The organism is Oscillatoria sp. CS-180, assembly GCF_028330965.1.
Classification (GTDB): Bacteria; Cyanobacteriota; Cyanobacteriia; order Phormidesmidales; family Phormidesmidaceae; genus Halomicronema.
Genome location: NZ_JAQMUB010000045.1, coordinates 64058 through 84147, shown reverse-complemented (window position 1 = coordinate 84147; position 20090 = coordinate 64058). Strand labels below are relative to the sequence as shown.

Annotated in this window: 19 protein-coding genes; 11 read left to right on the top strand and 8 right to left on the bottom strand. The window is 49.6% G+C overall.

Annotated elements, in window-relative coordinates; all coding sequences use genetic code 11:
* The first annotated feature begins 38 nt into the window (after positions 1 to 38).
* Entirely contained in the window at positions 39 to 707 is a 669-nt protein-coding gene (locus tag PN498_RS11480; RefSeq protein WP_272062903.1) for a phosphoribosyltransferase, read from the top strand.
* Positions 708 to 739: 32 nt separating this feature from the next.
* Here PN498_RS11480 and PN498_RS11475 read toward each other — a convergent pair whose 3' ends face one another.
* Positions 740 to 1831 (bottom strand): NAD(P)/FAD-dependent oxidoreductase, encoded by a 1092-nt coding sequence (locus tag PN498_RS11475; RefSeq protein ID WP_272062902.1) that lies wholly within the window; start codon positions 1829 to 1831, stop codon positions 740 to 742.
* A 16-nt stretch (positions 1832 to 1847) separates the two neighbouring features.
* The gene (gene psbQ, locus PN498_RS11470; protein WP_272062901.1) at positions 1848 to 2297 is read right to left on the bottom strand and encodes a photosystem II protein PsbQ; all 450 of its coding nucleotides are present in this window, start codon (positions 2295 to 2297) and stop codon (positions 1848 to 1850) included.
* A gap of 190 nt (positions 2298 to 2487) precedes the next feature.
* On the opposite strand from psbQ, the gene PN498_RS11465 reads away from it, so the two are divergent.
* The 5 genes from PN498_RS11465 (at position 2488) to PN498_RS11445 (ending at position 10209) form a co-directional block, all read left to right on the top strand.
* Positions 2488 to 3267, top strand: coding sequence for a photosystem II S4 domain protein (locus PN498_RS11465; protein ID WP_272062900.1), 780 nt, complete (start codon positions 2488 to 2490; stop codon positions 3265 to 3267).
* A 335-nt stretch (positions 3268 to 3602) separates the two neighbouring features.
* Complete coding sequence (locus PN498_RS11460; protein WP_272062899.1) at positions 3603 to 4019, top strand: DUF1622 domain-containing protein; 417 nt, start codon at positions 3603 to 3605, stop codon at positions 4017 to 4019.
* Positions 4020 to 4158: 139 nt separating this feature from the next.
* Positions 4159 to 5211: a TIGR00341 family protein gene (locus PN498_RS11455; protein ID WP_272062898.1), complete on the top strand. Its 1053-nt coding sequence runs from the start codon at positions 4159 to 4161 to the stop codon at positions 5209 to 5211.
* Positions 5212 to 5565: 354 nt separating this feature from the next.
* Positions 5566 to 6960: an efflux RND transporter periplasmic adaptor subunit gene (locus PN498_RS11450; protein ID WP_272062896.1), complete on the top strand. Its 1395-nt coding sequence runs from the start codon at positions 5566 to 5568 to the stop codon at positions 6958 to 6960.
* A 69-nt stretch (positions 6961 to 7029) separates the two neighbouring features.
* The gene (locus PN498_RS11445; RefSeq protein WP_272062895.1) at positions 7030 to 10209 is read left to right on the top strand and encodes an efflux RND transporter permease subunit; all 3180 of its coding nucleotides are present in this window, start codon (positions 7030 to 7032) and stop codon (positions 10207 to 10209) included.
* 19 nt (positions 10210 to 10228) lie between these two features.
* Here PN498_RS11445 and PN498_RS11440 read toward each other — a convergent pair whose 3' ends face one another.
* Together PN498_RS11440 and PN498_RS11435 are read right to left on the bottom strand one after the other, a co-directional pair.
* Positions 10229 to 10477, bottom strand: a complete 249-nt coding sequence (locus tag PN498_RS11440) for a DUF6737 family protein (RefSeq protein WP_272062893.1) — start codon at positions 10475 to 10477, stop codon at positions 10229 to 10231.
* 215 nt (positions 10478 to 10692) lie between these two features.
* Positions 10693 to 10881: a hypothetical protein gene (locus PN498_RS11435; protein ID WP_272062892.1), complete on the bottom strand. Its 189-nt coding sequence runs from the start codon at positions 10879 to 10881 to the stop codon at positions 10693 to 10695.
* Positions 10882 to 10901: 20 nt separating this feature from the next.
* On the opposite strand from PN498_RS11435, the gene PN498_RS11430 reads away from it, so the two are divergent.
* The 4 genes from PN498_RS11430 to PN498_RS11415 all read left to right on the top strand — a co-directional run bounded on the left by PN498_RS11430 (position 10902) and on the right by PN498_RS11415 (position 13409).
* Entirely contained in the window at positions 10902 to 11102 is a 201-nt protein-coding gene (locus PN498_RS11430) for a hypothetical protein (RefSeq protein ID WP_272062891.1), read from the top strand.
* Positions 11099 to 11383, top strand: a complete 285-nt coding sequence (locus PN498_RS11425) for a hypothetical protein (protein ID WP_272062890.1) — start codon at positions 11099 to 11101, stop codon at positions 11381 to 11383. Before PN498_RS11430 ends, PN498_RS11425 begins: the two co-directional genes overlap by 4 nt.
* 270 nt (positions 11384 to 11653) lie before the next feature.
* On the top strand, positions 11654 to 12088 hold the full coding sequence (locus PN498_RS11420; protein ID WP_272062889.1) for a GNAT family N-acetyltransferase: 435 nt from the start codon (positions 11654 to 11656) through the stop codon (positions 12086 to 12088).
* A 178-nt stretch (positions 12089 to 12266) separates the two neighbouring features.
* The gene (locus PN498_RS11415; protein WP_272062888.1) at positions 12267 to 13409 is read left to right on the top strand and encodes an aminotransferase class I/II-fold pyridoxal phosphate-dependent enzyme; all 1143 of its coding nucleotides are present in this window, start codon (positions 12267 to 12269) and stop codon (positions 13407 to 13409) included.
* Positions 13410 to 13437: 28 nt separating this feature from the next.
* Here PN498_RS11415 and PN498_RS11410 read toward each other — a convergent pair whose 3' ends face one another.
* Positions 13438 to 14169 carry a hypothetical protein gene (locus tag PN498_RS11410; RefSeq protein WP_272062887.1) on the bottom strand — a complete coding sequence of 244 codons (732 nt, stop codon included), beginning with the start codon at positions 14167 to 14169 and terminating at the stop codon, positions 13438 to 13440.
* 12 nt (positions 14170 to 14181) lie between these two features.
* Here PN498_RS11410 and PN498_RS11405 point away from each other — a divergent pair, with 12 nt between their 5' ends.
* Positions 14182 to 14427 (top strand): chlorophyll a/b-binding protein, encoded by a 246-nt coding sequence (locus PN498_RS11405; protein ID WP_334312245.1) that lies wholly within the window; start codon positions 14182 to 14184, stop codon positions 14425 to 14427.
* A gap of 60 nt (positions 14428 to 14487) precedes the next feature.
* Here the strand turns inward: PN498_RS11405 and PN498_RS11400 are convergent, their stop codons facing one another.
* From PN498_RS11400 to PN498_RS11390, 3 genes are all read right to left on the bottom strand, one after another.
* Complete coding sequence (locus tag PN498_RS11400) at positions 14488 to 15945, bottom strand: trypsin-like peptidase domain-containing protein (protein ID WP_272062886.1); 1458 nt, start codon at positions 15943 to 15945, stop codon at positions 14488 to 14490.
* Positions 15946 to 16176: 231 nt separating this feature from the next.
* A complete protein-coding gene (locus PN498_RS11395) occupies positions 16177 to 17757 on the bottom strand; it encodes an NAD(P)H-quinone oxidoreductase subunit 4 (RefSeq protein WP_272062885.1) in 1581 nt (526 codons plus the stop codon).
* Between the two features lie 228 nt (positions 17758 to 17985).
* Entirely contained in the window at positions 17986 to 20070 is a 2085-nt protein-coding gene (locus PN498_RS11390) for an NAD(P)H-quinone oxidoreductase subunit 5 (protein WP_272062980.1), read from the bottom strand.
* Between the last annotated feature and the right edge of the window lie 20 nt (positions 20071 to 20090).

The following is a 20090-nucleotide window of genomic DNA, read 5'->3' as shown; positions in this document are numbered from 1 at the left end:
GGTACTTCAGCGCAGCCCTGGAGCTGTTGCTTAGACGTATGGACTCAAAATTTCATAACCGACGTCAGGCAGGACAACTCCTTTCACAACGACTGGAGCAACAGTCATGGAACCAAACAGGTTGGGTTCTTGCTTTGCCTCGTGGAGGAGTCCCTATTGGGTATGAAATTGCATGCAGTCTGAACTGGCCGCTCGATGTCTGGTTGGTTCGTAAGCTGGGTGTCCCTAATCAGCCAGAACTCGCCATGGGAGCGATCGCCGCTCCCAATACTCAGGTGATCAACCAAGACTTGATCAAACGACTCAACGTGTCAGAAGAACAACTCTTAGCCACGACTCAAGCTGAAACGAAAGAACTGGCCCGTCGCGATCGCAGCTACCGCCAGGGATCACCATTGCCCAATATCGTCAATAGACCAGTCATCGTTGTCGATGACGGTCTTGCTACGGGGGCTACTTTGCAAGCCGCCATCTTAGCAATTCAGAATTTTCATCCTGATAGTATTACTGTTGCAGTCCCCGTGGCTGCCCCCGGTAGCTTACAAAAAATTCAGCGCCTTGTAGATAAGGTCGTGTGTTTAGCGATGCCAGAACTAATGGGCGCTATTAGCCAGTGGTATGTTCGCTTCAACGCAGTCTCAGATCAGGAAGTTGTTGAACTCTTGAAGGACGCGAATCAAAGCAGAAGAACGCTAACAGATGAGTAAACAAATGCTCTTTACTGGATTCTGTGTCAGCGTCACTCTGAGTCAAACATAAGGCTCATAACTCTTTGAGCTGTTGCTGGAGCTAGCAGCACACCGTTACGGTAGTGGCCTGTCGCCAAAACAGCGTTGACGTAGCCTTCTAAGTATTGAATAACTGGGGCAGCTTGTCCCTGAGGTCGAGGTCGTAATCCATACCACGTTTCTAAAACCTCGGCTGCTTCTAAGGCTGGACAGTAAGCCATTGCCCCATTCCAGACTGCCGCCAAAGCTGCTTCTTGGGGGAGTGGCGTAGTTTCTCCAGCTGTAGGAAATTCCACCGTTGCTGCTATGCCATACTCTCCGTTTGTCAATGGGACTAAATGAATGTCGTTGCCATTGATAACCGGCTGAAAATCCGTGTTGCCAAGCGGTGACTCCACTTTAACTCGAATGCCCTGACCCAATACTGGGACAAGGGGCAGTCTTACACCCAACTGCTGCGTCAACAACTCACTCCCTAGCCCTGCTGTCAGGATGACCCAATCGACAGGGTAGCGACCCTCTTGAGTCTGGACAGCGCTGATGCGATCGCCCTCATGCTCAAATCCTGTCACCAGTGCGTTTGTCTGCACCTGGACGCCTCGACGTTGAGCCGCTTCCAGCAGAATATAGGTCAGCGATTTTGGTGCGATCTGCAAATCTTGAGGGGAATAGATGCCTGCGACAGCCTGGTCAGCGGCAATATGAGGACAAGCGTCAGATATGTGCTGTGGCGACCAGATTTCCAAAGGCCAGCCTTGGCGCTGTCGAATCTCTTGTAGCGATCGCCAGCGAGGCAGCTCTGCTTCATCAAAACACAGACTCAAGATACCCTGCTTGTTGTGAATCACAGGCCGTCCTACGGCGGCTTCTAATTCCGGTAAAAGAGTAGTATATCGGCGAAGGCTGGCCTCTCGTAGTCGCCAGTTGCGACCTTTAACCTTGTGGCTAATGACTCCCATCGCAATCCCCAGAGCTGCCCCTGTTGCACCCTGAGCGGGAGACTGTTTGTCTAAAATAGTGATGGACAGGTTGTCATGCTGGCTCAATTCATAGGCAAGGGTTGCTCCCACGACCCCACATCCAACCAGAACAACTTGTGTCATCACTCTGCTGCCGTCTCTATGCTTTCGGAATTAGAGAGATAAAAGCGTCAAAATCGTCCAAAGCTTGTCGGTACTGGCTAGCTGCTTCAATTTGGTTGTATTTCTCAGCAGCAGCATCAAGCCGCTCTAGATGATTGCCAATATCATCAGCTAGCACCTTCGCTTTTTCAGCGTCTTGGAGTAACAATCGAGACGTTACTCGACCCAGACGAGCCCGTAGTTCGCCCAATGGCCCGTGGATAAATGAGTTGATATCAACCCAGTCCTTGTTTTGAATGTAGTCTTCTAGCTCTGGAAAGCGATCTCGTAATTCAACAACACGGGGAGCGTAGATCTCAATCTGAGCCAACTGCTCATTGGAGTAGGTCGTAGGTTGAGACACATCGGCCCCACCACAACCAACAATACAAACCGCGATCGCGGCGAGTGCCCATCCTAATAGTGAACGAAAGCGAAAACGTCCCATCGTACTGATGCTCCTAAATCCTGTGTCTTCAGTAAGTGTGTTAAGGGCCTTACTATCAATGGAGCTTACAATGCCCGTATAACAGTCTATCGTCCTGCTCCTGCATCAGCGCCACCAACCTGAGAGGGATATAGTTTAGCGATTAGGCCTGTACATCCTAGATTTATCCATACCCTATTCACCTTTTGTCATGTTGCCTAAGGAAAATTTGTTGAAAGCTGTTGAGAACCGCGAGGCATTGACTCGCGTGTTGGATCAGGCAGAACAAGCGATTCGCACCTGGGAGGTCGTTCTGACGGATTTTCTATCGCCGCCAGAGCTGACAGAAGCCCAGGAGATTTTTGGACGGCTGACAGAAGTTCATTTTGTTGCCCGAGGCGGGTATCCACAAGCGGAACGTCAACGAGGGGCGATCGCCCGAGTCGAACTGCCTTTAGAACCCGATGATATTGCTCTGGCTCTGTTAGATATTGCGGGGAACTTCCTTTTTGACACAGCCACGCATCGAGATTTTTTAGGCTCTTTGTTGGGCACAGGGATTGTGCGAGAGAAGGTGGGTGATCTGATTGTGCTGGGAGAACGTGGGGCGCAGGCGATCGTTGTGCCGGAGCTAGTTGACTTTTTGGAAATGAGTTTGACTCAGGTCCGGTCTGTCCCTGTAAAAACTTGCCAAATTGACTGGAGTGAACTGCGAGTTCGCCAGCCCAAGACAAAAGAGATGACTACAGTAGAAGCCTCGTTGCGACTGGATGCAGTCGCTTCGGCTGGATTCGGGATGTCCCGTAGCAAAATGGTTGACCTCATCAATACTGGGGATGTGAGAGTTAACTGGAAATCAGTTAAGCAAGCCAGCCATGCTTTGAATGCTGGGGATTTAGTGGCGATTCGAGGCAAAGGACGCTTGGAGATTGGAGATATTTCCGTCACGAAAAAAGAGCGGTACCGCATCAGCCTGACGCGATACGTATAGCCTCGCTAGTTCCGTTGGGACATGACGGCAAGCCATCCGGCAGGGGCTTAAGTGCCTGATGCGGTTAGGTATACAAGCCGAGTACACTGCGGCAGGAATAGGGTCACCATTCAAAACACTAGGAAAGCTCATCTGCTTTAGTTTTGAATTTTGAATTTTGAATTCCGCTCAGCGATATAAATGGCTAGAGCTATACAACTGACATCTTTAAGTCTGCCTGACCAATGCCTTGAGCAGTTAGATGGAGAGCAAATTTAAGACAAACTCCATTCAGCAGCCCTTAATCTTGAAGGGAAATAATCAACATGCCTTTATGAATCAAGCAGGAGTCAGAAATGGAATTTGTTGAGCTTTTGGAGAGGGGGCTGAGTCATATTGTTTCAGTTTCGCAGCTAGTACTGGAATCAATTTCTGTTTTCTGCGTGGTAATGGGGCTATTTAAAACAATTCATTTTGTTGTTCGGCTAAGGCTAAAGTTGCGGCGCGGTGAAGAATTCCCATTTAACCAAGTACGGATCGAATTTGGCACGTGGCTTGCCCTAGCGCTGGAGTTTCAGTTAGGCGCAGACATTTTGGCCACGACGGTAGCACCTTCCTTGCAGGAACTCGGTAAGCTAGCGATCGTGGCGGTTGTCCGCACGTTTCTCAATTATTTTCTAGGCAAAGAACTGGAAGCTGAAATGGAGATGGAACATCGAGAACGGGAGCACCGATTGAAGATGGCCCAAGAGCGAGGTGAAATTCCTGGGTAGCGATCGCATTTATTTGTACTATTAGGATCAGTTCCAATTAGCGTCTTCTATATGGGAAGATGCAGTGCGCCAGGATTTTGGTGGTATGACGTTCAACTGGAACTACTAATATTTCTTTAGTCTTCGCAGCAAGCCTTTCATGATTCAACGCCGTCAGTTTCTTAAGTTTCTAGCTAGGGGGCGTCGGCGCATCCGCAAAATTTGGCTAAGTAATAGTGGTGACTGGCACTGGCTAGCTTCCAAACCAGCCCCAGTTGCTAGCCTCAATCGATTATTGTGGCGGGAATCGGTTCCGTCTCTAAGCTTCTTTATCATGCTGACGCTGTCTGGCGTTATCTCAACGTTGGGATTACTGGCGGGTAGCACAGCAACTGTGATTGGGGCCATGATTATCGCCCCTTTGATGGGACCCATCATTGGAATTGCTTTTGCCATTTCAGTGGCAAATCGGCGGTTAGTCAAGAGGGCATTTCTGACGGTTTTGTTTGGAACATTGGCGACAGTTCTCAGTGCCACCTTGATTTCCTATTTGACTGGATTGCGATCGCTGACAGAAGAAATTGTACTGCGCACAGAACCCACGTTAATTGACTTGGTTGTAGCGATGGCGGCTGGTGCTGCCGGAGCATTCTCCAAATCCCGAAAGCATATTGCTGATGCGTTTCCTGGGGTGGCGATTTCAGTTGCTCTCGTTCCCCCCTTAAGCGCGATCGGTATTGGTATCGCTCTATGGAATCAAACGGTCTGGCTAGGAGCCTTGCTGTTGTTCATAACCAATTTGGGCGGCATTATTTTTAGCGGAATTTTAATATTCATCTGGCAAGATTATGGCTCTGCCAAACGGGCAAAGGGAGGCCTTTTAATCTCCATACTTTTTCTGGCAACAATCGGTATTCCCTTAGCTATATCGCTGAACAACTTGCTGTTTCAATCCAATACACGTCAGCAAGTCCGGCAAATTGTGATTCAGGAGCTAAATTTGGCTCAAATAGGGGAAATCCAAGCGATGAGTCTGGAGTATCAGCAACAAAAAATTTACGTCGATGTTGAAATTCTTGCTTCAACTGCATCAATTCCTGAAGAAGACATAAGAAGTTTACAGAAATCACTTCAAAGAGACTTAGAGCGACCTGTAGAGCTTACAGTACAGATTATCCCGATTAAGGAGTTTGTCTTTCCAGCTTCGCCTTAGGGGGATCTCCAGGAAAGAATTTATCGCTGGTAGAGTGTTATTAGCGCAGCGCAGTGCACCACAGCCGAGTAGTTTTATTTTCAGAATCTCCTTAGGATATTAGTTAGTCTTTGAGATAGCTGTGACGAAGTCCATTGGTAGACGGCTACTGGCCTCCCTCATAACCGTATCGATAACTATTCTTCTTTTGAAGTCTATCTTGAGGCAGTTGGCAGCCTGAACGATCGCACCCAGTATCGTCAGACATAGAGCATTTTTCTTGAAGTACGGCAAATTCACACGCAAGGTAGAAAGTCTGATCTATCATGTTGAGGAATTGCCTAAACCGTTCAGTTCAATTCATGCGTACAGGCTATGACCTCGCCTAATCTTTCGTCTTCTGATTCGTTTTCTGATACTCTACAGCCCACTATTGAGAGCGATCGTTCTTCTGGCCCTAAGAACTGGTTGATTGCTGGCAGTATAGGCATTCTGCTTTTGGGTGGAGGATTTCTGCTCTGGCGCTTTGTCGGCGCACGGGGACAAGGGGGGATGCAGATGCCTCCTGGCGTTGCCGTTGGCCTAGACACTGCGGATTTGGGGCCTGTGCAAGACAGTTCTGCATTTATCGGCAGTTTAGAGGCTCAAACTGGAGTTGCTTTACAGCCTGAAGTTTCTGGACGGGTGGCGCAGGTTTTTGTATCCGCAGGCGATCAGGTTGAGTCGGGTGATGCCATTCTGTTGATCAGTCCCGACCAAACTCAAGCCCAACTGGATGCTGCTGCTGCCAATGTTACGGCTGCCCGAGCCGCCAGAAATTCTGCTGAATCAACTTTGCAATCTCTACGGGCTCGGCAGGGCGAGCTAGAAGCAGAACTCACTTTAGAGGAGGCTGAATTTAGCCGTACTGAATCCTTAGTTACGCAGGGGGCACAGTCTCGACAACAGTTAGACGTTGCTAGACGAGATTTAGAAGTTGCACGGGCAGCGGTAGAGTCTGCTAGAAACGAAATTGCTGCTGCGGAGTCTCGTCTAGCAGAATCAGCAGCGGCCTTAGCTCAGACTCAAGCTAACCAAGCAGCCATTCAGGAAGATTTACAGGATCGCACTGTTACTGCTCCTATTGTGGGTATTGTGGGTGATCTAGATGCGAAGTTAGGCGATTATGTGACCCCCAGTACCGTGGTCACCAAAATCACGGACAACGCGGAACTAGAGCTTGATTTGAGTGTCCCTGTTGAACAACGCGATCGCCTCCGGTTGGGGTTACCTGTCGAGCTAGTCTCTGTTGACGGCACTGATGTGATTGAAACGGGTAGCATCAGCTTCATCTCTCCAACAATCAATGCTGATACCCAAACTGTTCTGGTGAAGGTACGTTTTGACAACGATCAAAATCGCCTGCAAGACGAACAGCAGGTCGAAGCTCGCATTATCTGGTCTGAGGATCAAGGCGTACTCGTGCCGACTAGCGCTATTACCCGCTTGGGAGGCCAAACCTTTGTCTTTGTGGCAGAAGACGCAGATCCAGAGGAGCTACCACCGCCAGAGGCCATGCCACCTGGAATGCCTGCCCCTGAGCAGGTGGCCCGTTTGCGCCCGGTTCAATTGGGCACCATTCAAGGCAACGACTATGAAATTTTGAGCGGTTTGGAGCCTGGGGAAACCATTGTTGTATCAGGCATTTTGAATTTGCAGGATGGTATCCCCATCCTGCCTCAATCGGAAGCACCATCTGGTGAAGAAGCGCCCGCAAATCAGGCCCCTTAGCATCGGCCCCTTAGCATCGGTTGGAAGTTTGTCTTTTGCGCGATCGCACCCTGCTGTTAGGAACACTCCATGTTTGTCAATTTCTTCATCAAGCGTCCAGTATTTGCGACGGTCTGTGCATTAATTTTGCTGCTGGTAGGGGCCATCAGTATCCCCACTTTGCCAATTGCTCAATTCCCAGACATTAGCCCGACTCAGGTGACGGTGCAGGCCAACTATATTGGTGCGGACGCTGAAACTGTCGAGAAAGCAGTCACCAGTATCATCGAGCGAGAGATTAATGGCGTGGAGGGCATGCGCTACATGACCTCTAGCAGCAGCAACAGCGGCACCGCCTCAATTACGGCAACCTTCGACTCTAGTCGTGACAAGGATATCGCTGCGGTTGACGTGCAGAATCGAGTCTCTTTAGCTGAGCCGCAGCTTCCAGAACCTGTACTCCAAACTGGGGTCACCGTCAGCAAAGAAAGCAGTAATATCTTGCTAGCCATGAGCTTGTATACCGAAGACGATAGCTATGACGATATTTTTCTAAGTAACTACGCTGATTTGTACATCGTCGATGCCCTACGGCGAGTGGAAGGTGTGGGTAACGTCGTAATCTTTGGTGAGCGGACCTATGCCATTCGTATGTGGCTCAACCCTCAGCAGTTAGCCAGTCGCGACCTGACAGCACAGGATGTGGTAAGTGCGTTGCAGGAGCAAAACGTTCAGATTGGTGCAGGTCAGCTGGGGCAGCCGCCTTCAGATTCTAATCAGCAATATCAAATTGACCTAAGAGCGATTAGCCGTCTGCAAAGCGTTGAAGAGTTCGAAGATTTAATTATTAAAACGGGAGATGATGGCGAACTCGTCAAGTTCAGGGATGTTGGACGAGTCGAACTGGGAGCAGAAAACTACAATACTTTCCTCCGTTTTAGAAAGCAGGAAGCTATTGGCCTGGGTATTTATCAGCTTCCCGGCAGTAACGCTTTGCAAGTTGCTCAAGGGGTTAAGTCTGAGATGGAGAACTTGTCGCAGCAGTTCCCGCCGGGTATGGAGTATGGCATTGGCTTCGACACGACTGAATACGTGGAGCAGTCGCTGAGAGGTGTTGCATGGACGCTAGTTCAAGCTGTGGGACTGGTTGTTCTAGTCATCTTTATCTTTCTTCAGGATTGGCGCACCACGATCATTCCAGCCGTCACGATTCCAGTGGCGTTGATTGGGACCTTCGCTATTATCAAAATATTCGGTTTCTCGATCAATAGTCTGACGTTGTTTGGTCTGACTCTCGCTACGGGGATGGTCGTAGATGACGCGATCGTGGTTGTAGAAGATATTGCTCGAAAAATTCAAGACCTGGGTATGTCACCCGCCAGGGCTGCCATTGAAGCCATGCGAGAACTAACCGGAGCGGTCATCGCAACTTCATTGGTGCTAATGGCGGTGTTTATTCCTGTGGCCTTCTTTCCAGGCACAACCGGGGCACTGTATCGACAGTTTGCGTTGACGATCGCCTTTGCGATCGCGCTTTCTACTTTCAATGCCCTTACCCTAACGCCAACGCTATCGGGTTTGCTATTGCGAGACAAGCCGCCGATGGGAGGCTGGCTAGGGGCTATTTTCGACCGCTTCAACCGTGTTTTAGATAGCTTACGCAATGCTTACCGAGGCACTTTGGAGCGTCTGAGCGCCTTTAAAGCGGTTGTGCTAGCAGCATTTGTTGCCCTGTTGGTAATGACGGCGTGGCTCTATCGCTCTGTCCCCTCTGCCTTCTTGCCCGATGAAGATCAGGGCTATTTCATCACGCTAATTCAAGCACCCGAAGGCGTTTCGCTGAACTACACCAGTGACGTAATGACCCAGGTGGAAGATGCCATCCTAGAACTTGATGGTGTGCGGGCAACATTTGCGGTAGGTGGATTCAGCTTCTCGGGTAGTACCTCTAACAATGGTGTTGTCTTCACTACGCTTAATCCATGGGCGGATAGAGGCCCAGGACAGTCAGTCCAAGCGCTGATTGGACAGTTATTTGGTCAGTTCTCTCAAATCACAGAAGCCCGTGTTTTTCCAGTTAATCCCCCTGCCATTCAAGGCTTAGGTCAGTTTGGCGGTTTTCAGTATCAGCTACAGGACCGCCGAGGCAACTTGAGCTTGGATGCACTGGTTGCCAAGATGGGCGAGATGATAGGAGCGGCAAACCAGAATCCTGAACTGCAGAATGTGTTTAGCACTTATTCGGCAGCAACTCCTCAGTTCCTGATCGAGGTGAATCGCGATCGCGCCAAAGCGCTAGACGTCGATGTAGACGACATCTTCAGCACCCTTCAGACTTACATTGGCTCCCGCTATGTCAATGACTTCACTCAAGGACAGCGAACTTATCGCGTTTACGTGCAGGCAGATGAACAGTTCCGCTCTGATCCAGGTGATATTTCTAAGCTTTACGTACGGTCTGGGCGCGATGAAATGATCTCGCTGGGCAATCTGGTCACCATTACATCTAGCGTAGGTGCACAGACTATCAATCACTACAACCTGTATCGGGCGATTGAGATCAATGGTGCTGCTGCCCCAGGCGTTAGTTCCGGAGCGGCACTCGACACGATGGAAGAGCTGTCGGCTCAAATCTTGCCACCCAGTATGGGATATGAGTGGTCTGGGTCTTCCTTGGAAGAAATTGAATCCGGTAACCAAGCACCCATTATCTTTGGTTTGGGTCTCATTTTTGTGTTCTTAGTATTGGCGGCCCAATACGAAAGCTACATCGATCCTGTGGTTATTCTCTTTGCAGTGCCACTAGCGGTCTTGGGAGCGCTACTGGCTCAGACGGCACGGGGACTTCCCAATGATGTGTACTGTCAAATTGGTCTGGTCATGCTTATTGGTCTAGCCAGTAAGAACTCCATTCTGATCGTCGAGTTTGCCAATCAGCTCCATGAGGATGGATTACCGATTGCCAAAGCAGCCTTCGAAGCCGCAGAACAGCGGATGCGTCCCATTCTTATGACGGCTATTTCGACGTTGAGCAGTATCTTCCCGTTGGTAATTGCGACGGGAGCGGGGGCAGGTAGTCGTCAGTCTTTGGGAACAGCGGTGTTTGGCGGCATGTTTGTGGCGACGTTTTTGAGTCTGTTTGTTGTGCCTATTCTCTATATCGTGGTAAAGCGACTCAGCGATCAAGTCAAAGGCGATCCCCCCTCGAAACGTTATGCCAAAGACAAAGACGATCATCAGCTAGCCGTCTCATCGCCCCAACCACGATAGCTTTTCACATCGTGGATGCTTACAACTGCGTTGATTCCAAATTTGATTCGCTCTCGATCAAGTTGGCATTGATGATGAGCCGAGGCCAAATTACGACGAAAAACACCATCCAGGTAGTGATGGGTAGCGCAACTAGTCCTGTAAGCCAATAACGATGAAACAATAACCAGCTGCCCGCGATCGCACTGATGCCCGTCAGCAGAATTGACCAGGGCTGACACCACCAGGGTTTGTAATCCCAAACAGAAGCAGATTTCGAAGAGTCCATGAGTTTATCATTCTCCTTTTTAATAGCTACAGAGGCTGAAGCTGAAAACAAGGCACAAAACACACCCCGCTCATTCAGCCATTGAGCACGTTTTGGGCTGTGGAATTCGGATCGCTCAGCACCAGAACAGGCACATCTTTGAAAAGCGAAAGCGCTACTCTCAACAAGCGTTTTTGCAGCTTTAGATCACCGTTTCTTGCTTGCTTCAACAGGGTTCAATAGAGGGGCATGGCATGGGTGCCCCACACCAAAGTAATCATAAAGATATTCTGGCCTTTCCACTGCGTGCGGTCGATGGCAATCAACCAGTCGCCATACTTTCGATATCGTCTTCTTTTAAGATGACGATGCTGTTCTCGATGTCGAACAGCACGGTTGCTCTGGGGGATCAAATGAATTATCATCAGCAACCATAGCTGCATCCGTGCAGCTTGCTTCCCCGAAAATTGAGTCGGCGGCACTGGCAAGTGGTACCAACACAAACCAGCGCCTAACCCATAGACAGACCACAGCTGTCGTACAGGCTTTGCCTATTTTAGGCTGCCCTACCGAAGCGCTTCGTCTAAGGGCGGCTGAATCTTCGGGGATTCCAACCCAAAATGATTCTTTGGAGGAATCCTCGTGATTACCATTCAATACTTCTTGCCGTCTCATCACACTGAGGCGGTACCCCCGTCGCTGCCCAGCAATCCTGCTCATCCCCAGCGACGGCACAAGCGGCTACGCCTCTATCTCGTTGGCACCGAAGCCGATACCCAAAGCGAGATCGACCTGTTTCACCTGCGGAACTGCATCGAGCGCATCGAGTGGAGTCCCAAGATTGACGTGCCCGAAAACGGCGTGCTGATCCGCCAAGACCCTGGTGACGTGTTGCGGTACTTGCAGCGCGACAGACTGTTCGAGTAGCGATTGATTGAGAGGGTGTCAAGGGGCGATCGCGGCTCTATTTTGGAGGAGGCGATCGCTCCGGCCCGGTAGACATTTCACCCTCACCCATCCAGCGAACTTCGCACCGCTCGCCCGTCCTGATTCAAAACATGGGTATAAACCATCGAGACCGTAAATTTGCCATATAACGCCCGAGAAATTGGGTGTTATCCGGCAAGCTGCGATATAACTGCGGGCATGTGGGGGATTAGTGAGCAACTCTGACATTAAAGATATAGTTAGGCGCACATGGCACAGCATCTAATCCGACAGGCGGTCCCCGACGACATCTCGACCTTGAGCGACCTTGATCAAATCGCACACGATAGTTCCGACCGAAGGGATTTCATCCAAGGCGCTGTGAAAAGCAGTCGCGCTTGGGTCGTGGAAATTTCCGATGGCATTATCGGCTACGGAGTCATCTCCCATGGGTTCTTTGGCCGCTCGTTCATTGATCTCATCTACATTGCAGAAACGCTGCGCTCATCCGGGTACGGGCCCAAATTGTTAGCCTTCCTAGAAGGCCAATCGCATTCGAACGATCTATTCACCTCGACCAACAAATCCAACTCGCACATGCAGCATATCCTTGAGAAACTAGGCTACGAACGGTCAGGAATCATCCACAATCTTGATCCAGGCGACCCAGAGATCGTGTATGTCAAACGGTCAGTGCGCGCCTAACAAATTGTTGAGTGGACCGGTAAATACGTCACGCCTTTTGCTCTCGAAAAAGCCATGCCTCATCCCCAGGCCGCTTAACTCCACCGTCATGCTGCTCAATCCTGGGTGAGCAGGGTATTTGTAATTTTCTAGCCTTCAGAGCCAAGCTAGTTGAAGTTATTAAATAACTCCAATTTCCATGAAATTACCTGCATTTAAACTTGAGCGATTCTTCGCTAAATACGAATTCAAAGCGCCCTATCTGCTTTCCTCCTCTGACTGTGAGGCAATGACAATTGAAGAGTTGTTGAGTCTTGAGCCGGATGCTACCCAGAGATTTCATCAGACTTGGCTAGGCTATACAGAAACGCAGGGAAATCCGGAACTACGGCAGGTGATCGCACAAACTTATCAAACAATTGGAATCGAAAACACTCTAGTTCATGCAGGTGCAGAAGAAGCAGTTTTCATTTTTATGAATGTTGCTCTTCAGCCTGGTGATCACTTGATTGTTCACTTTCCTTGCTATCAGTCTCATAGCTCCATCGCACAGTCTATTGGCTGTGAAGTGAGCTGGTGGATGAGCCGTGAAGCGGACAGCTGGGAATTGGATTTAGATTGGTTAAGAGGAGCAATTCAACCTAATACAAAGGCGATCGTTATTAATTGTCCGCATAATCCAACAGGCTATGTTATGAGCCGAGCCAAGCTAGAAGAATTGATTGTGATCTGTAGAAAGCACAAGCTTCTTCTATTCTCTGATGAGGTTTACCGATTTCTGGAATATCGCGATGAAGACACTCTGCCAGCAGCTTGCGATCTATACGAAAATGCAGTTTCCCTAGGAGTAATGTCAAAAGCTTATGGATTAGCTGGATTGCGCATTGGTTGGATTGCAACTCACAATCAAGAGATTTATCAAGCGATGGCAGAGTTTAAGGACTTTACCTCAATTTGTAGCAGCGCTCCCAGTGAGTTTTTGTCAACTTTGGCGCTTCGCAATCGAGATAAAATTATCCAGCGTAATCGAGCGATCATTGCAGCAAACATTGAGATATGCAATGGATTCTTCTCGCGTTATGCTGATTTCTTCAATTGGACAGCACCCAAGGGAGGATCAACAGCATTTCCAAGTCTTAGGCAAGCTGAGAATGTGGAGGAGTTTTGCATTAATTTAGTTAATCAGCAAGGCGTTTTACTGCTACCAAGTACCTATTTTGACTACGGGGAGAAGAATTTTCGGATCGGATTAGGGCGTAGAAATTTGCCAGAGTGTGTTGATAAGTTGGATAACTACTTAAAAGCGAGCGCGGCATCACAACGTCCATACATCCGACTCTGAAAGTGGATTGGTATGATGCAGAGGCTATCTACGGTGGGTGATGGAGAATAATATCTTGTCTCGTTCTGGGAATCACTTCGTCGTTTTCATCGAATTGACTGCTGAGTCCGGTGACTTGAATGGCTTGTCCTGGTTGTAGAAATGATAGGTTGTGCGGGTCGATGTGGGTGGATTTGGGAATGTAGATTTGCATTGCGGCAGTGTCGTCGGCAATCCAGAGACGATCGCCATATGGAGCATCGTCCTGGAGGGGACGAGTGATGGTGCCCTTTACGGTAACGAGTTTGCCATCAAGTTTGTGGCCAGCTGTTTCCAAGGTGACTTTTGGAGGAGTAATGGCAGGAAAAGCACGATCGCTGGGCTGACAGTCTTTCATCACAACCATTCTCTGATTGTGTCCATCGTCCTGAAGCGTGCCACGAACTTGAACGCGATCGCCTACTTGCAACTCGTTGAGTTTGTAGTCGGAGCTGACGTAAATACCACCCGTGGGATCTTGAATAGCAAATCCCTGATCTAGGTTGGCTGATTCGAACAGGCCACTGGGTACCGTGACTACTCCGTTGATGATGACTTCAGCACCGTCGGGCTGGTGACGGGCTTGGTCGATAAAGAGCGTCAGGGGAAAGGCGATCGCACTCCTGGATATCAACAGTGACAACAATAGGGTTGGAATCAGAAACAGCAGCAAGAAACGCGATCGCCTCGGTGTGATGCGACGCATGACGCTGCCTGCTAAGGTAGCTAGGGTGAAGACCATACTTCAAACACGATGGAACCCGATACTCAAGATTCTCCCAAAAGCATGTCCCCTGAAGCAGTTAATAATCCTAAAGCAGTGAGTGACGAAGCTGACAGCGCCAGCGAACAGACAGGATCAGGAGATGGAACACCTTCTCTTGGCTGGAACGCCTACGCAGAAAGAATCAATGGTCGTTTTGCCATGGTTGGGTTCGCTGCCTTGTTAATTCTGGAATGGGTGACTCGCCAAGATTTTTGGACGTGGATAGGGCTTTAAAAGGAGCAAACCCCAGTCTTTTGAGGACTAGGGTCTGGAAAAAGCGACTATTGACTCTGGCTAACGCACTATGAGGGTGTAGCTACCTTGGTCAGCGACTGAAAAGCCATTTACAATCACTAGATAGCGACCTGTGTTAGGTAGCGTGAAGGAGGCCTCAGAGTTAGTGTTGCTGGCGCTGATGTCATCATTCTCGGCGACCAAGTTACCGTTGCTATCGACGATCGCTAAATAAGTGTCGAATTCTTGACTTTCAATCGTCACTGTAACTGATTGGCCCGCTTGTCCATCAAACGTGTATTGGTCATAAAGGGTGCCATCTGGAGCAATTTCATCTCCCGGTGATAGAACACCGCTTTCACGTAGAATTAGCCTCTCACTGTTCCCAGCCGGCGGAGCCTGTACGGAACCTGCGCCAACTTCGCTCAATCTCAGGTCGTAGCTTCCTTGTTCGCCCTGAGCGAATGAGTTAGCAATGATGATGTAGGAACCGTCTTGAGGCAAGGTGATTTCCAGACGAGCGTTCAAATCGCCAGCACTGTCGTCATCTTCCAAATACAGACTGTCGTTATTCTCACTCAGCAGAATGAGGTACGAATCGACGTCTTGACTGGTCATCTCAACGGCTACTCGCTGTCCCTGCTGTCCCTCAAACACATAGGCATTAAAGAAACTGCCGTCGGGGAGAATGTCACTGTCGCTCCCCAGACGTCCAGTCACAAAATCATTGAGGGTGATTCGCTCAGGCAAGCGATCGCGATCGCCAATACCGCCCGTGCTTGTAGCCGCCGTACCGTTGTTCACCTCAGCGATGAATGCTTGCACCTCTTGCACGGGAATAGCGAAGCCAATGCCAATACTACCGCCGCCGCCACCTCTGGTCGTAAAAATGGAGGTGTTGACGCCGATCAACCGAGCATCACTGCCCAGCAAGGGGCCACCCGAGTTGCCTGGGTTAATCGCCGCATCGGTTTGAATCAGACCGCGATCCGGATCAATACGGCTGACAATGCCGACTGTCAATGTACCTTCAAAGCCAAATGGATTACCAATCGCAAAGGCTCTCTGGCCTACTTGGACTGAGCCTGGCGGTGCAATATCGACAGTGGGAAGTCCAGAAGGATTACCCCGTAGCTGAACAGCTGCCAAATCAACGCGACTGCTGGCATAGCCAACGACATCCCCTGTGAACTCTCGACCATCTGCCAGTCGCACTTGGACAGTATCGCTGCCGTTAACCACATGGGCGTTAGTCAGAATCAATCCAGTCGAGGTAATAATGCTGCCGCTACCGGACCCTTCACCAGCGTTGATGGCAACAACAGCAGGACTGACCGTCTGATAAACATCAATATTGGTTTGCTCATCGACGTTCTGAGCGATCGCGGCTTTGGGTGCACCTGGAAATCCAGCTAGAGTCAGTGTGTTTGGTAATAACGAGCCTGATAGCGTGAGTCCAACCGCAGTTCCCAAAACATAAGCGCCGAAGCGAATACGGCAAGGCCACAGATTTTCCATCGTCCTAGGTAATCTCTCTATAAAACGTGGGGGTCTTCCTATCAACATACTGAACCACAGCAACCCGATCCGGTCAGTGAAAACCAAATGAATCTCTGCTGAGAATTGACCCAGGGAATTGATAAATTAAGAATTCCCTGCCCCGGAACGGTTTCCAACAGCAGGGAATTTTCTAACATTCAGTTAATACTTAAGGGCTGCGATGCTTCATCAGTTCATTACATGAAGCGACTACTGAGGTAACTTCGGAGCCTCTAGCTGCGGTAGAAGCGCCAGAGGTTGGACCTCTTCAGTGGACGCAAAGGCCCGAGTACGAAGATTATCGGTCAATCGCAGGGTCGTGACGTCATAGATTTGCGTCAGCATCTTGGGATAGAGACCAAAACCGATGATAGGAATCAGTAGGCAGGCAATGATGAACACTTCACGAGGTTCAGCATCAACCAGCACTTCATGCTCAATGAGTTCCTTATTTTCAGGCCCGTAGAAAATCTCTCGCAGCATAGTCAAGAGATAAATGGGGGTCAGAATCACGCCGACTGCCATGAGAATGACAGCGATGAGCTTAAAGGTGAAGGAGTAAGCGTCACTAGTAGCAAAGCCAACGAAAACCATCAGTTCAGCAACAAAACCACTCATGCCAGGCAGCGCCAAAGAGGCCAAAGAGCAGGTTGTGAACATAGCAAAAATCTTCGGCATCTTTTTGCCAACGCCGCCCATTTCGTTGAGGATAAGCGTGTGAGTGCGATCGTAGGTAGCACCGACAAGGAAAAAGAGACTAGCACCAATTAGCCCGTGAGAGACCATCTGCAGAACGGCACCACTCAAACCCAAATTGGTAAACGAAGCGATCCCGATAATCACAAATCCCATGTGGGAGATAGAAGAGTAGGCAATCTTACGCTTCAGGTTGCGTTGGGCAAATGATGTTAGCGCAGCATAGATGATATTGATAATGCCGAAAATTACCAAAATTGGTGCAAAGACAGCATGAGCATCGGGCAACATCCCTAAGTTCATGCGAATGATGGCGTAGCCGCCCATCTTCAACAAGATCCCGGCCAGCAGCATATGAACAGGTGCTGTGGCCTCACCGTGAGCATCCGGCAGCCAAGTATGAAGCGGGAAAATCGGTAGCTTCACTGCATAAGCAATGAGGAACGCCGCATACATAAAGAGCTGGAATCTAACGGTATAATCTTTAGCCGCCAAAGTTGTCATGTCAAAACTGACAACGTCGCCATAGAAGGCCATTGCTAAGGCCGCTACCAAGATAAACAACGATCCGATCGCGGTATACAAAATAAACTTGGTTGCTGCATACAGCCGCTTTTTGCCGCCCCAAATAGACAGCAGCAGGTAAACAGGGATCAGCTCCAGTTCCCACATCAGGAAGAACAGCAGCATGTCCTGAACGGCAAACACACCCAGCTGACCGCTATACATCGCCAGCATCAGGAAATAAAACAGCTTTGGCTTCAGCGTGACAGGCCAGGATGCCAGGATGGCCAAAGTTGTGATGAACCCTGTCAAAAGAATCAGCGGCATGGAGAGACCGTCAGCACCAACGGACCACCTGAGATCGAGCTGTGGAACCCAGGTATAGCTTTCGACAAGCTGTAGACCGGAGTCGCTGAAGTCATATCCTAGATAGAACGCTGTTACTAGCAGGACAAAGTCAATTAGCCCCACAATTAGGGCATACCAGCGAAGGGTTTTACCGTCTTTGTCAGGTATGAAGGGAATGAATAAAGCTGCGGCGAGGGGAAGGAAAATGGTTACCGTCAGCCAGGGAAATTGAGCAAGTTCCATGGGAGAAATTTAAAGTTGCTTAGAAAGAGCGTCTTCAATGCAAGCGGCGAACATAGATCTCACTGAGCGTTGGGGACGTATCTTCTACTGATGACTTTAGGCGGTGATTTAGGAAAACTCTGGAAATTGCAATAAGTTTTTAATCTATAGAAGGAATTTTTAACCTGCGGTGAAGCAGCAGACAGAACTGTGTCCGCTACTTCACAACTTGATTCAAGAAGTTAGGGGTTAGGTCACACCCGAAAGGAGAACCAATCCAAGCACAGCTCCAAACACGATTAAGGCATAGAACTGAGCTCGACCATTTTCAAGGTATTTCAGACCTTCCCCGGTAATCAGGGTGACAAAGCCTGCCAGATTGACAATGCCATCGACAATGCGAATATCAATGGTCAACACTTGCTTAGCTAAGTTGCGGCACCCCTGGACAAAAACCGTGTTGTAAATCTCGTCAATATACCACTTGTTTTTAGAAAGCTGGTACAAAGGCTTGATTTGGTTTGCGATCGCTGCCGGATCAATAGTCTTACGGGCATACATCAGCACCGCTAGGGTGATGCCAATGAGACCAATACCAACAGAAGAGCCTCCCATAATCAGAAACTCAGACCATTCAAAGTCAGCGAAGGCCTCAGACCAAGGTAGCAATGGCTCGATGACTTCCTCAGGGGGATGGATGAATGCCTCAAAGTAATTCACGAAGGGCGTCCCAACCAAACCAATCAGCACGGAAGGTACAGCCAGTGCCATCAGCGGAAAGGTCATCGCGAACGGCGACTCATGGGGCATCTCAGCATGATGGTGATCTCCGTGATCATCCTCCTTTTCAGGATCAAGGGTCAACTCTTGGGGATTCATCGCGCCGGGGCCTAAGGAAGCGCCCATTGCCATCAGCTGCTCTCGCTTGAGCTGAGTTTGAATCTCTTTGTTGGTGCCGCGAAACTGTCCTTCAAAGGTGGAGAAATACATGCGGAACATATAGAAGGCTGTGATGCCTGCTGTGAGCCAACCCACAGCCCAAAGGATCGGACTCACTTCAAAGGTTGATCCCAAAATCTCGTCTTTTGACCAGAATCCAGCAAAGGGAGGAATTCCACAAATTGCCAGCGTGCCGATCAGGAAGGTAAAGGAAGTGATGGGCATGTATTTGCGAAGGCCACCCATGAGGCGCATGTCTTGAGCCAGCACCGGGTCGTGACCGACCACTTCTTCCATGCCATGAATAACAGAACCAGAGCAGAGGAACAACATGGCCTTGAAGTAGGCATGTGTCATCAGGTGGAACAAGCCTGCACCATAGGCACCAACGCCCATTGCCATCATCATGTATCCCAACTGGGACATGGTTGAGTAGGCCAGTCCCTTCTTAATGTCGTTTTGAGTAATAGCGATGCTAGCTCCCATGAAAGCTGTGAAACAGCCCGTCCAGGCAACTACGGTCATCACCGTCGGCAGGTCCTCGAACACGGGGAACATTCGAGCCACAAGGAAGATGCCTGCTGCCACCATCGTTGCTGCGTGAATCAAGGCCGAAATCGGTGTCGGACCTTCCATAGCATCGGGCAGCCAAACATGGAGCGGAAATTGAGCTGACTTGGCGACAGGGCCTAAGAAGACCAAAATGGCAAAGATTGAGGCCATGCCCGCCGTTAAAGCACCGCTTTCGACTAGCGCTGTGAGGCGATCGCCCATCACATCAAACTCGAAGCTGCCCGTCGCCCAAAATAGCGCCAGCATCCCCAACAGCAAACCAAAGTCGCCAATCCGGTTGGTAATGAAAGCTTTCTGACAGGCGTCCGCTGCTCCATCACGGCCATACCAAAAGCCAATGAGTAGGTAGGAGCACATGCCCACTAGCTCCCAAAACACATAAATCTGTAGCAAGTTGGGGCTGATAACTAGTCCCAACATTGAAGAGCTGAACAGACTTAGATAAGAATAGAAGCGAACATAACCAGGGTCATGGGCCATGTAGCCGTCGGTGTAGATCATCACCAAGAAGGCGACGGTCGTCACAATGACTAGCATTAGGGACGCTAGGTGATCGATGGTGTAACCCATCGTGAGGTGAAAATCCCCAGCGGAAGCCCAGTCTATGGTACGAGTGTAGGCTTCGTGCCCGTTTAGCTGGCTGAAGAAGATAAGAAAAGACAGCACCATTGCCGCCCCTGTGAGGGAGACAATGAAAACGGCTGAAGGCCGCCGCAGCGTGCTGGTAGTCTGGCTGTAGCTAATCAGACCTGTTCCGACGATCGCTGCGCCGACTAACGGTAATACTGGTACTAGCCAGGCGTATTGATATATTGGCTCGATTGATTCCATGCTTTTTGTGC